Source organism: Pseudomonas sp. GM25, assembly GCF_000282255.1.
Classification (GTDB): domain Bacteria; phylum Pseudomonadota; class Gammaproteobacteria; order Pseudomonadales; family Pseudomonadaceae; genus Aquipseudomonas; species Aquipseudomonas aphyarum.
Genome location: NZ_AKJQ01000006.1, coordinates 45,301 through 58,117, shown reverse-complemented (window position 1 = coordinate 58,117; position 12,817 = coordinate 45,301). Strand labels below are relative to the sequence as shown.

Genomic DNA, 12,817 nt, shown 5'->3' with positions numbered 1-12,817 from the left:
CTCCTTTTGATTTGTGATTGTACGGATCGGCAAGAGACTTCAACGGAACGTGCCAGGCGCCTTGAATAACAACGGCTGCGGTCTGGCGGGCCGACTTTGCAAACTGTCACAGGTAAACAACTGCGGACGCTCCACAACATAACCCTGAGCGTAATCCACGCCGATTTCAAGCAATGCCTGCTCGATCTGCGCTGTTTCGACAAACTCGGCAATTGTCTGCTTACCCATGACATGCCCGATGTGATTGATCACTTCGACCATTGCACGGTTAATCGGGTCGTCCAGCATATCCTTTACGAAACTCCCGTCGATCTTCAGGAAGTCTACAGGCAAATGTTTCAGATAAGCGAATGAAGACATTCCGGCACAAAAGTCATCGAGTGAGAAATAACAACCCAAGCCTTTGAGTTCATTAATAAATCTGATTGCACTCCCGAGATTTGCAATGGCACTGGTTTCTGTAATTTCAAAACAAATCATTTCAGGCGGTACGCCATAGTTATCAAACTGCTCGCGTAGAAAGTGCAAAAACGCGTCATCTCCGATAGTAATGCCTGAAAGATTAATCGCACACATTGCCAGAGGGCCTTCGCACTCTTCGTTAATACATTGGGCAATTACCTTAAATACATTCTGCACAACCCAGCGATCCAGCGACGTCATCAAACCGTAACGTTCTGCCGCCGGTATGAAACTGTCCGGCAGAATCATCCGGCCCGCTTCGTCATGCAGACGCAGCAGAATTTCGATGTGTCCGCGGGTGCCACCGGCAACCGAACCCAGTGGGGCGATTTCCTGGGCGTAGAGACAGAACCGGTTTTCCTCTAGGGCCATGTGCAGGCGCTGCACCCAGGCCATTTCGCCGAAACGCAGGGACAGTTCCGAGTCGTCGGCATGGTAGACCTGCACCCGGTTGCGGCCCTTTTCCTTGGCCATGTAGCAGGCCATGTCGGCGGCCCGCAGCGAGGCTTCGAGGGTGGTCGGATTCTGTGCGACGTGCACCAGACCAATGCTGACGGTGGTCAGGAACGGCCGTCCCTTCCAGACGAAATGCAGGTTCTGTACGGTCTGGCGCAAGCTCTCGGCGATCTTCTCGGCCGCCTCCGGTGCGCAGTTCTCCAGCAGGATCCCGAATTCATCGCCGCCCAGCCGCGCCAGGGTGTCGCCCTCACGCAAGCCCGATTGCAGCAACGCGCAGATATGACGCAGCAACTCATCGCCTGCCGCGTGCCCGCAGGTGTCGTTGACCAGCTTGAACTGATCGAGATCGAGGAACATCAGCGCATGTCGCCCGGCCTGCCGCGTCAGGTTATGCAGGGCCTGTTCGAGGCGGTATTCGAATTCGCGACGGTTGGCCAGGCCGGTCAGCGCATCGTGGGTGGCCTGCCACGACAGATTGGCGATGTATTGCCGCTCCTGGGTCATGTCATGCAGCACCAGCACCGTACCGCTGACCTTGCCGGCATTGCGGATCGGCGCGCCGACCAGGGTCACCGACACGGTGCTGCCGTCCAGCCGCTGAATCAGCTTCGAGTGTTCGCTGCCGCCGGTGAGCTGGCCGCTGAGAATGTGTTCGATCAGGGTCAGCCCTTCGGTCTGGGCGTTGTCATCCAGCAAGTTGAACAACGCCGCCAACGGCAGACCGGCAGCCTGCTCGGCCTTCCAGTGAGTCAACGCCTCGGCCGCCGGGTTCATGTAGTCGATCGCCCCGCTGACATCGGTGGTGATCACCCCATCGCCAATCGAGTGCAGGGTGACGTGGGCCCGATCCTTTTCCAGTTGCAGCGCTTCGGCGAAGGCATGCCGTTGCTTGAGCAACTTGCGGGTACGCAGCAGCGCCAGCACGATCAGGCCCAGCGCGGTGGCGAGGTTGGTGAACAGCAGCAGCCGCAGAATCATCCGCGAGCCTTCACCCAAGGCATCGCTGAACGCCTTGGCGGCCGGGGTCACGCCGTCATTGATTGCAAAGATCCGGTCTTTCCAGCGGTGGATATCAGCCTCGGTGGCGGCATTGGCAGTGATACGTTGATGCATCTCCTGCGCCACGCCGTCGAGTTCCACCAGATAGGCGTCGCCCAGCGTCCAGCGGTCGATGGCGGTTTCCAGATAACTGAAATGACGAAAGTTCAGATACAGCCAGATCAGGCTGGAAACATCATCCGGGTGGTTGCCGCCCTTGAGAATGCCCTCCCGCGCCGCCTGCAGGTCGGGCGGTTGCTTGTCCAGCGCCAGGCGCAATTGATGGCCGCCCTGAGGCACGGCAATGGCGTTCTGGTATTTAAGGTAAATCGCCTCGTCGCGACTGTCCGCGTAGAGATTGAGGTAATAGATCGCGTCTTTCTGGCCCTTGGACCAAAGGCTTTCACCAGCGACATAGCCGCGAACGGCCGACAGGACGTAAAGACTCACGCCCCCCAACAAGGCTTGAAACAACACGACGGCGATAAATGGCCAGACGATGCCCAGCAACCGAGGCGTTCCGAGAGTCCGCTTTTGCTTCATGGAGTTCCTTGCGTGGTCACTGCCTGATTGTCCGTCTCTATCAGACCAACCCCCAAAGACTAGGAGGCGTTCGGGTTTCCGGCAAGCGGCGGATCCGCCTCAGTTCAGGACAAACGCCGGATAGACATATGTACAGCCACGGTCGCTGGCGGCATCGATTTACTGGGCACTTCAGGTCTCCCCCCTCTGTAACGGGAATGCCTTCACAAGGAGTGTGACATGCCCTCGACGTCTTCGGCTTCAACCGATCTATCGACAACCGCAGAAACCAGCGCCATCGAGGCGCTTGGACTGGATACCGGCCCGGATATCGAATCCCTGATTCCCCAACCGACCGGCCGGGACCGCAAAAGGTTCAAGGCAGCCCGAGTCGCAACACCGGCTATTACACCCGCCATGAGCCTCGAACAGTACCTGGCACAACGCATCAATGAACGAATGCTCGACACGGTCAAAACCTTTTTGATCGGCAAACCTTCGCTGATCCGTCATTTGAGTGGCGATATCCTGCGGCTCGCCGACACGGATGAACTGCGCGCGACCCCTTCGGTTTTCCTCCAGCGAGTACTGAATTCCCCCGAATCACTGGACCTGACAGAACGGCTGCTGAAAAGGCTCAAATGGTTCGGTGCATCCCCCGGCGAACAGACGCCGTCGTCCGTGCGCTATCAGTTGTCATGCAAAGCCATCTGCCTGCATTTGCATGCGCCGTCTCCCGACGAGTCGCAGGAGCTCGCCGGATTCCACTGGCAAGACCCTGCTCACTGGGGCAAAAGCTACCAGACCCTGCGCCGCGATTTCGAACAGCATTTGCTGCGTACCCGACGGGTTGCCACTACCAAAGAGGCGATCCTGCTGGCCCAGGTGTTTCAACATCGCCTGTCGAAAGACTTTGCCGTGCGCGATATCCCGCCCGAGCTTCGTTACAAGACGTCGATCGTGTGGGTGAACTTCATGCACGGCGTGCTGCTGGCCGAGGTGCTTGGCCTGGATCAGTCGCAACCCTTGTCTTTCCAGCAATTGGTCAGTCTGGCTCTGGAACGCAGTGCTGGCGCCTCCCCCGCAGAGCTGGAAACAATTGCACGACTGCGAATAGGCCCCGCCCTTGAATGGGCGGTGTGCACTGGCGTCATCCCGGCGCGAGCGGCATCCGGTCACGATCAGGAAGACATCAAGCGAGCGCTGACTGCGCTGGAAGAACAAAGCGAAAACCTGAACAAGGCCGTGATGACGCTGGATTCAACCCCGCCTGACCGGATACAGATGGCCAGGGACGTGCTGGCTGACCGGTTCAGTGGTTTTACATTCAACAAGGACGGACGCAAGTTGATGTCTGCCGATCCGAGCCATAGTCATTCAAGAGCACCACTGGACCAGAAGAATCAGCAGGGCCACGACTTTCTGGATGTCTATGCAGACGGCCAGCTCGATGGCGAAAAGCGATGGATTGTCTCCATGCCCGACGGCACAACGCGATCTACCACAGCACTCCGGCTGGATGAGCAGCGCGTCCTCTACGCCGAGCGTGAAAACTCGCGGGGTGGTTATGAACGGGTAAATGCAGATGACTACAGTTGGGCCGGCAAGTCCTTGCCGGATATCAATGCGCAGTTTGAAAGCGCCTTCAACCAATATCTGGCGACGATCAGGCCGCCCTATCAGACCTTGATCGCCAGCTTGCTGACTTCACTGCCAGCGAGCGAACGCCAGGCATTGGCAATGGGTGAAATCGAGTTGTTGGGGATGCGTCGAAAATCAGTACCCAACGAACCGCCGGATCTGACCCGGGCCAGGAAGGGCTTCGTTATAAAAGTGACCCACCAGGGAAATATTGCCTACTACGAGCTGATCCCGAGTGCCGGTGTCATTCGCCTTCGACCCACCTTGAGGTTTTCAACCGTCAATGGCGTTCGGACCGAGTTTGCCTTGCACGCCACCATCCCCGGGCAAACCTATTCACCCGAGCGTGACATCAGTACTTCGTTGCTGCTCGACTGGTCGGCCCATCTCCACGGCAGGACACCTGCCGCCCGGGGGGCCTACATCGGCTACCTCGACACCGTGGGCACTATAGCCGCAGCCTCCGTGGATACCGGGACCGATGCTGCGACGCTGACATCACGACTGGACGCACTGGCCAACTACATCGCGACAAACTACCTCTACGTCGATGAAGAACACCTGCGCCAGCAAGCCCGAGGCATGACAATCTTCGACCGGCACAGGGCGAAGATCGAGAAACGGCTGGAAGTATTCGTGACGATCGTCAAAGGGTTCGTTCCTTTCTGGGGCAGCATCGAGGACCTGCTCTCCGACGATGTCAAAAGCAAAGCCCTGGCCGGGGTCGGACTCCTGTTCGACCTGGCTTCGTTCCTTTGCCCGATCGGCAAATTCATCTCGGGTTCGGTGCGCCTGCTCCGCGCCGCTGCCGGCACCACTCGCATGGTCGTCAATGCAACGCTGCCGCCGTTTTCGACATTGGCCCGCCATCTCCTCACCCGCTCACTGGCGAACCTCAACCCACTGGACGGCATTCCCTCGCTGCTCAAGGGTCTGGGAAGCGGTGCCGGAAAAGGGCTGCTCTTCATCGGCGGAATGAGCGTTGTCGGCATCAGAAAACTGACGGGAAAGGCCGATGGCTTCCGCCTGGTCCAGAATCTGCCACAAGCCATCGATCCCGGGGACTGGAAGCCGCTGACGAACGGTGATCAGCTCGCGACGGTCAACGGTATTGATGATGTACTCCTGCGCCATACAGACTCTTCGGGACTGGAACGCTTTCATCTGGTCGACCCGATGACCTCCCTGCCCTACGGCCCGCGCCTGCGCAACAACGGCAAAAATCTCGCGCAAGGTCGATCCGGCTTCAAGACATTGCCCCCGAGCGAAACCCACGTCGTTGCGCAAGTTCCGGAACACGCCCACGTTCGTGAAATGCTTGAGGTCGATGGTCGAACCACGCTGCTGATTGATGACATCCCTTATCGACCGGACGGCAACCAACTGCGCCGCGCCGACCTGATCGATGATCAGTCGCTACTCAAAGCCCTGCCCTGCAGGGTGCGGCGCATGCCGGGGTCGGACGCCTGTAAAACGAGCTATGTCACCCGCAATCCGGCCCCCACGCCAGCCAACGGCACTTACGATACGGATAAAGGCTGGGCACCCTGGTTCGGGGACAGCATTTACACCCCGGCCACAGCGGGTCGAGCGATGCTGCTCAAATCCCTGAAAAAGAAAAGCAGACACCCGGCGGCGATAGCGTTTCAAAAAGGGATTTACGGGAGGATCAAAGTGGATATTCCCTTCGGCACCCGGAATCAGTTCGACACCTTCGAGACCGGCGCCATCATCGTCCCCGCTATCGACGACTCAAGGCACTATGTGTTCACCCGACTGGACGCCGGATCCTTCTACGTCGCCGAACTGCCCAAAGGTCAGAGCCTCACCACTCGGTTGACGCTGCGCAAGGCCAATACCCTGCCTGCCAATCTGAAGGGTGAGCTGATGACGGTGTACACCGGGTCTCTCAACGCCAACAACATGGCGAGAATCTACGGTATTCCAGCCGTAGAACGCGCCCTCGAAACCATGGAGAAAATTGCTATTCGCATTGGTGGCCATGCGAACCCGCCCGACACGCTCAAACTGCTTAAAGTCGATACCAGCCCCGGTGAAGCGGTGTTGTTCGATCATTCCACACGCATGATCGTCAGCCGGCTGCCGGACGGTGCAGCATCCTGGTCACGTAGCAGGGATGCTTCAGACAGCTTTCGCCAACGAACCGCCGATATCTTCGATACGCTGTTTTGCGAGAAAACCATCAATATCCAACAAAGCGCCGACCTGAAAATCAATCGGACAATGGACAAGTTGCAGGCGCTGCTCCCGTCTCGTTTACAGGGACAGAATCCGAGAAACATCGCCTACGCCGACATCGTGACTTCGACCGGCAAGCGCGAGGTTTACGTCAGCGTTTCCGGAGCGCAAGGACTGACCGGGGAACTGCCTTTGTTCAAGCCTCCATTCGCGCCGGACAAAGTGATTATCGGCGACACCACCTACTTCAACATCGACTTCGACAAGCCCTTCAACAGAACCTCACTGGAAGTCTCGAGCAAAGGGCAATTGGTGGCGATTCCCCATACGATAAAGGACATCGACACCTACACGCCTGCGCTGACCCGTCGGCCGACCTCTCTGGACAGCGAGGCCAAACTGATCAGTGTGCTTCGCAAGAAATACCCCGAAAACCACATGATCGCTTCGGTCGACGTGGCTACAACCATGCCTCCATGCACCAGTTGTTCAGTGATCGTCAAAGAGTTTGGCTACGACGGCACGGCCAACGCACTGGAGGTGCTATGGAAATGATCTACAACCTCTGCAAATGCCCATAAAGCTTGGCGTACAACCCGCCATCGGCAATCAGTTGCTGGTGGTCGCCGTCTTCGGCCACTTGCCCGCCATCGAACACCAGCACCCGATCTGCCTGCTTCACCGCTGACAGGCGGTGGGCGATGATCAACGTGGTGCGGCCATGGAGAAAGCGCGCCATGGCCTGGTGCAGGTTGTATTCGGTGGCGGCATCGAGGGCTGACGTCGCCTCGTCGAGGATCACCACTTTCGGCTCGGCGAGGATCATCCGGGCGATGGCCAGACGTTGCCGCTGACCGCCGGACAGACGCACGCCGGAGCGGCCGACGATGCTGTCCAGCCCGTCCGGCAAGGCGCGGATGGTGGGTTCGAGCTGGGCGATTTCCAGTGCCTGCCAGCAGGCTTCATCGCTGCGGGTACGGCCCATGGTCAGGTTGGCGCGCACGGTGTCGTTGAACAGCGCCGGATGTTGCAGCACCACCGCGACATTTTCCCGAACCGTTTCCAGGCCGATCTCCTGCTGGGACGATCCGCCGAAACGGATCGTCCCGGCCAACGGTGTGTACAGGCCCAGCAGCAATTGCACGAGGGTACTTTTGCCGCCACCGCTGGCGCCGACAATCGCCACTTTCTCCCCGGGGGCGATGGACAGGTTCAACTGATCCAGCACCAGTTCGTCGCCGTAACCGAAGCTCAGACCCTGCACCTGAATCGCGACGGTATCGCGGCCCTTGAACGGGTCGACGCCGCCGGGGTATTGCGGCTCGTCGGCGCGGGCCAGCAGTTCGTTGATCCGCGACAGCGCACCGCCCGCCGCGTAATAGGCGTATTGCAGGTTCAGCAGTTGTTCGACCGGGCCGATCATGAACCACAGGTAGCTGAACACCGCGAGCATCTGGCCGATCGACAAGTCGGAGAACAGCACCGTGAGCATCGCCGCTGCGCGGAAAATGTCGATGCCGAACTGGAACAGCAGACCACTGGCGCGGTTCGAGGCGTCGGTCTTCCACTGCGAATTGACCGCATAGTTGCGCACTTCCTGCGCGCGCAAACCCAGCCGTCCGAGGAAGAAGCCCTGGCGGTTGCCGGCGCGCACCTCCTGGATCGCATCGAGGGTTTCGCTCAGCGCCTGGGTGAAGCGCGAGGTGCTGTCGTTCTCCAGTTTCTTCAGGTGCTTGACCCGTTTGCCCAACTGCACCGTGGCGTAGATCACCAGCGGGTTGAACAGCAGGATCAGCAGCGCCAGTTTCCAGTGCATCCACATCAGGATGCTGGCAGTGCCGACCAGGGTCAGCATCGCCACCAGAAAACGGCTGAGGGTTTCGCCGACAAACTTGTCGAGGGTATCGAGGTCGGTGACCAGGTGCGTGGTGACCGTGCCACTGCCCAGGCTTTCGTATTCGCCGAGGGAGATCCGTTTGAGTCGTTCAATCAAACGCACGCGAATGCGATATACGATGTCCTTGGCCAGCCGCGCAAACAACCGCGCCTGCAACACGCCAAAACACAGGGCGCTGCAGCGCAGGGTCAGCGTCACCACCAGCATCAGGCCGATGTAACCCGCCGCCTGCTGCCACATCGAGGGCAGCACATGGTTCATGACTTTCAGCGCGGCATCGCCGTGGCCGAGCAGGACTTCGTCCACCAGCAACGGCAACAGGAGCGGAATCGGCACGCTGCACAGCGTCGCCAGTACGGCCACGCCGTTGGCGATCCACAGGGATTTTTTGTGATGAAGTGCCAGTCGCCGGACTTCAGCCCAGCTCAGCCGGTCGACACGCTTGACGGCTGGCGTGTCATCGGCCGGGTCAGACACAGGCCGCGCGCTCCAGCCATCGACCGAGCAACGGCGACAGGTCACTGAGCGGCTGGTAGCCGTTGGTCAGCAACGCCAGTTGGCCGTTGCGCTCGGCGAGCAGGGTCGGGAATCCGGCGATGCCCAGATCCTGCACCCAACTGAAATCGGCCTGGGTCGCCTTGTGTTGATCGGCATGATCAAACAGGGCAGCAAATTCGATGCGCGGGACGCCGGCCTGCTCCGCCAGCTCCACCAGAACGCTGGCCTGAGTGACATCGCGACCTTCGGCGTAAAACGCGTGCTGGATCAACCCGACCAGTTTCCACGCGCAATCCGGTGCCAGACTGCGCGCGGTGACGATGGCCCGGCAGGCTGGCTCGGTGTCGTAGACAAAGCCTTCCGGCAACGCGCCTTCCAGCTTGAACGGCTGGCCGGTGGCCTCGGTGACCGCCTGCCAGTGTTCGAGAATGTAGCGCCGGGTAGTCGGCTCCAGCGCCGCACCACTGCCGGTGCGCAACCCGCCGACCACCAGGTGCAGTTCCACCCCGGCTGCCTGCGCCTGCTCCACCAATGCCTTGGCGACCGGGGCAAATCCCCAGCACCACGAACACATCGGATCCATCACATAGAGCAGGCGTGCAGACATGATTAAGCCTCGGTGGATGCTTGCTTATAGTTGTAGCCGATCGGGTGCGGCATGTTGCGCGCTTTTGCCAGTTCGATCTGTTTCTGGCGGTCGATTGCGCTGCGGCGGGTCTTCTCGCTCAGAGTGTCCCAGCAGTGCGGGCAGCTGATGCCGGCCACGTAATGCTCAGAAGCGCGATCTTCTACGCTGACCGGGGTGCGGCAGGCATGGCACTGATCGTAGTCGCCTTCACTCAGGTCATGGCGTACGGTCACGCGGTTGTCGAAGACAAAGCAGTCGCCCTGCCATTTGGTCTCTTCCTGCGGCACCTCTTCGAGGTACTTCAGGATGCCGCCCTTGAGGTGGTAAACCTCTTCGAAACCTTCGCCAAGCATGTAGCTCGAGGCTTTTTCGCAGCGAATGCCGCCGGTGCAGAACATCGCGACCTTCTTGTGCACGGCCGGATCGAAGTGTTCTTTGATGTAGTCGGGGAATTCGCGAAAACTGGTGGTTTTCGGATCGATGGCGCCTTCGAAGGTGCCGATCGACACTTCGTAATCGTTGCGGGTATCGATCAGCAGCACTTCCGGATCGCTGATCAGCGCGTTCCAGTCCTGCGGTTCGACGTAGGTGCCGACCTTCTTGTTCGGGTCGACGCCTTCGACGCCCAGCGTCACGATCTCTTTTTTGAGCTTGACCTTGGTGCGATAGAACGGCTGCTCGTCGCAGTACGATTCCTTGTGATCGATATCGACCATGCGCGGATCGTTGCGCAGCCAGGCCAGCAGGCCGTCGATGCCTTCGCGGCTGCCGGAAACCGTGCCGTTGATGCCTTCTTCGGCGATCAGCAGGGTGCCTTTGATGCCGTTGTCGACCATCGCTTGCAGCAGCGGCTCGCGCAGGTTGACGTAATCTTCGAGGGTGACGAACTTGTACAGTGCCGCCACGACAATCGGTTGTGTCATGGGTATTTCTCCAGGTGGCTACCCTCGTAAAGGGTGAACCGGATGCGAAAAAAAACGCGCCGGGTGAGCGGCGCGTTGCGGATTCTAGCAAAAAACCTCAGTCCATTGCTGCAAGGCTCAATGCTTGCTGCCGCCGGCACAGGTCGGCGACGCCGGAGCGACGCCTGTCTCTGCCCATTCCTGCGGGGTGTAGGTGTGCAGCGCCAACGCATGGAACTCGCCCATCAGCTCACCGAGCGTGCCGTAGACTTTCTGGTGGCGCTTGACCCGGTTCAGACCTTCGAACTGCGCACTGACCACCACTGCCTTGAAGTGGGTCTGCAACCCGCGACTGTGCATGTGGCTTTCGTCCAGCACTTGCAGATGCTCAGGCTGAAGCAGCGCCAGCGTCGATTCGATGCGTTGTTGCATGGTCATCACGAACTCCGCTTACTTCTTCTTGGCCGGAGCCGCGCCTTTCGGTGCCAGCTCGTTGGTCATGTCGTCCAGCAGCTTGTTGACCACCGGTACGGCGCTTTCCAGCTTGGCCTGGGTCATCTGGGCCGATTGTTGAGTCAGCTGCGGCATTTTTTCCAGGACTTTCTTGCCCAGTGGCGACTGGTAGAACGCGACCAGGTCTTTGAGCTCGGATTCGCTGAAGTTGCTGGTGTAGAGCTTGACCATGTCCGGTTTCAGCTTGTTCCAGCCAATGGCCTGGTCCAGAGCGGCGTTGGCCTTTGCCTGATAGGTATCCAGAACGGCTTTCTTGGATTCCGGCGCCTTGGTCTGTTCAAAACGCTGGGCGAACATCTGCTGAACCTGCATGTACACCGGAGTGCCCAGCTTGTCAGCGTGTGCCAGGGTCAGGAAAGCTTCGGCACTGGCGTTGTGGCTGGCGGTATCGGCAAGCACCTGGCCGCTGGCGCAAACCAGGGCAACCGCGGTGCAGATGGCACGAAGACGAGTCATCGAGTTTCCTTTTCAGCTAGGCGAGGTAAAACCCCAAGGGCGACCATTCTGCGCCTGAATAACGCTGCGGCTCAACCCCCGGGCCTTGCCGCGCTTGATTGGCGGGGATTTGCCGGTCAACAATCGACTGGAGGGAACCACCGGGGCCGACACCGGCCTAAACTGCGCAAACAGACCAACAGGAGTGTGCACGATGAGCCGTATCGAAACCGACAGCCTGGGCCAGATCGAGGTCCCGGACGACGCTTACTGGGGCGCTCAGACGCAACGCTCGCTGATCAACTTCGCCATCGGTCAGGAACGCATGCCATTGCCGGTACTGCACGCTCTGGCCCTGATTAAAAAAGCCGCGGCCCGGGTCAACGACCGCAACGGCGACCTGCCCGCCGACATCGCCCGCCTGATCGAACAGGCCGCCGACGAAGTGCTCGACGGCCAGCATGACGACCAGTTCCCGCTGGTGGTCTGGCAGACCGGCAGCGGCACCCAAAGCAACATGAACGCCAACGAAGTGATTGCCGGCCGCGCCAACGAACTGGCCGGCAACCCGCGCGGCGGCAAGACGCCGGTGCACCCCAACGATCACGTCAACCGCTCGCAGAGCTCCAACGACTGCTTCCCCACTGCGATGAGCATCGCCACCGCGCAAGCGGTGCAGGCCCAACTGCTGCCGGCCATCGCCGAGCTGTCGGGCGGTCTGGCCGAACTGTCGGCGCGGCACATGAAACTGGTGAAGACCGGGCGCACCCACATGATGGACGCCACGCCGATCACTTTCGGCCAGGAACTCTCCGGCTTCATAGCGCAGCTGGATTACGCCGAACGGGCAATTCGCGCGGCGCTGCCGGCAGTCTGCGAACTGGCACAGGGCGGCACCGCCGTCGGTACCGGGCTCAACTCGCCCCACGGCTTCGGCGAAGCGATTGCTGCTGAATTGGCCGCGCTGTCTGGCCTGCCGTTCGTCACTGCGCCGAACAAGTTCGCTGCCCTCGCCGGTCATGAGCCGCTGACCACCCTCTCCGGCGCCCTGAAAACCCTCGCCGTGGCGCTGATGAAAATCGCCAACGATCTGCGCCTGCTGGGTTCCGGTCCGCGTGCCGGTTTTGCCGAAGTGCGCCTGCCGGCCAACGAACCGGGCAGCTCGATCATGCCCGGCAAGGTCAACCCGACCCAGTGCGAGGCGCTGTCGATGCTGGCTTGTCAGGTGCTGGGCAACGACGTAGCGATCGGTTTCGCCGCCAGCCAGGGTCACCTGCAACTGAACGTGTTCAAACCGGTGATCATCCATAACCTGCTGCAATCGATCCGCCTGCTGGCCGATGGTTGCAGCAACTTCCAGCAGCACTGCATTGCCGGGCTGGAACCGGATGCCGAAGTCATGGCGAAACATCTGGAACGCGGCTTGATGCTGGTGACGGCGCTGAATCCGCATATCGGCTACGACAAGTCGGCGGAAATCGCCAAGAAGGCTTACGGCGAAGGCAAGACCTTGCGCGAAGCGGCGCTGGAGCTGGGTTATCTGACCGATGAAGAGTTCGATGCGTGGGTGCGGCCGGAGAACATGATCGAGGCCGGGGCCAAGGGTTGAGTCATCCCGATCCT

Annotated in this window: 8 protein-coding genes; 2 read left to right on the top strand and 6 right to left on the bottom strand. The window is 59.9% G+C overall.

Annotated elements, in window-relative coordinates; all coding sequences use genetic code 11:
- Positions 1–39 precede the first annotated feature (39 nt).
- On the bottom strand, positions 40–2,502 hold the full coding sequence (locus PMI24_RS01895; protein WP_007950901.1) for an EAL domain-containing protein: 2,463 nt from the start codon (positions 2,500–2,502) through the stop codon (positions 40–42).
- A gap of 219 nt (positions 2,503–2,721) precedes the next feature.
- Here PMI24_RS01895 and PMI24_RS01890 point away from each other — a divergent pair, with 219 nt between their 5' ends.
- A complete protein-coding gene (locus PMI24_RS01890; RefSeq protein WP_007950900.1) occupies positions 2,722–6,876 on the top strand; it encodes a hypothetical protein in 4,155 nt (1,384 codons plus the stop codon).
- Position 6,877: 1 nt separating this feature from the next.
- Here PMI24_RS01890 and PMI24_RS01885 read toward each other — a convergent pair whose 3' ends face one another.
- The 5 genes from PMI24_RS01885 to PMI24_RS01865 form a co-directional block, all read right to left on the bottom strand.
- Positions 6,878–8,695, bottom strand: a complete 1,818-nt coding sequence (locus PMI24_RS01885) for an ABC transporter ATP-binding protein (protein ID WP_007950899.1) — start codon at positions 8,693–8,695, stop codon at positions 6,878–6,880.
- On the bottom strand, positions 8,688–9,323 hold the full coding sequence (locus tag PMI24_RS01880; RefSeq protein ID WP_007950898.1) for a DsbA family protein: 636 nt from the start codon (positions 9,321–9,323) through the stop codon (positions 8,688–8,690). The genes PMI24_RS01885 and PMI24_RS01880 overlap by 8 nt, the downstream gene beginning before the upstream one ends.
- A 2-nt stretch (positions 9,324–9,325) precedes the next feature.
- Positions 9,326–10,267 carry an oxygen-dependent tRNA uridine(34) hydroxylase TrhO gene (trhO, locus tag PMI24_RS01875; RefSeq protein ID WP_007950897.1) on the bottom strand — a complete coding sequence of 314 codons (942 nt, stop codon included), beginning with the start codon at positions 10,265–10,267 and terminating at the stop codon, positions 9,326–9,328.
- A gap of 117 nt (positions 10,268–10,384) precedes the next feature.
- Positions 10,385–10,684: a BolA family protein gene (locus PMI24_RS01870; protein ID WP_007950896.1), complete on the bottom strand. Its 300-nt coding sequence runs from the start codon at positions 10,682–10,684 to the stop codon at positions 10,385–10,387.
- A 12-nt stretch (positions 10,685–10,696) separates the two neighbouring features.
- Positions 10,697–11,215, bottom strand: coding sequence for a DUF2059 domain-containing protein (locus tag PMI24_RS01865; protein ID WP_007950895.1), 519 nt, complete (start codon positions 11,213–11,215; stop codon positions 10,697–10,699).
- A 193-nt stretch (positions 11,216–11,408) separates the two neighbouring features.
- Here PMI24_RS01865 and PMI24_RS01860 point away from each other — a divergent pair, with 193 nt between their 5' ends.
- Positions 11,409–12,803 carry a class II fumarate hydratase gene (locus PMI24_RS01860; RefSeq protein WP_007950894.1) on the top strand — a complete coding sequence of 465 codons (1,395 nt, stop codon included), beginning with the start codon at positions 11,409–11,411 and terminating at the stop codon, positions 12,801–12,803.
- Positions 12,804–12,817: the final 14 nt, after the last annotated feature.

Coding starts and splice junctions, on each gene's coding strand:
- PMI24_RS01895 (WP_007950901.1), bottom strand. CDS start 2,502: ATGAAGCAAAAGCGGACTCTCGGAACGCCTCGGTTGCTGGGCATCGTC.
- PMI24_RS01890 (WP_007950900.1), top strand. CDS start 2,722: ATGCCCTCGACGTCTTCGGCTTCAACCGATCTATCGACAACCGCAGAA.
- PMI24_RS01880 (WP_007950898.1), bottom strand. CDS start 9,323: ATGTCTGCACGCCTGCTCTATGTGATGGATCCGATGTGTTCGTGGTGC.
- trhO (WP_007950897.1), bottom strand. CDS start 10,267: ATGACACAACCGATTGTCGTGGCGGCACTGTACAAGTTCGTCACCCTC.
- PMI24_RS01870 (WP_007950896.1), bottom strand. CDS start 10,684: ATGACCATGCAACAACGCATCGAATCGACGCTGGCGCTGCTTCAGCCT.
- PMI24_RS01865 (WP_007950895.1), bottom strand. CDS start 11,215: ATGACTCGTCTTCGTGCCATCTGCACCGCGGTTGCCCTGGTTTGCGCC.
- PMI24_RS01860 (WP_007950894.1), top strand. CDS start 11,409: ATGAGCCGTATCGAAACCGACAGCCTGGGCCAGATCGAGGTCCCGGAC.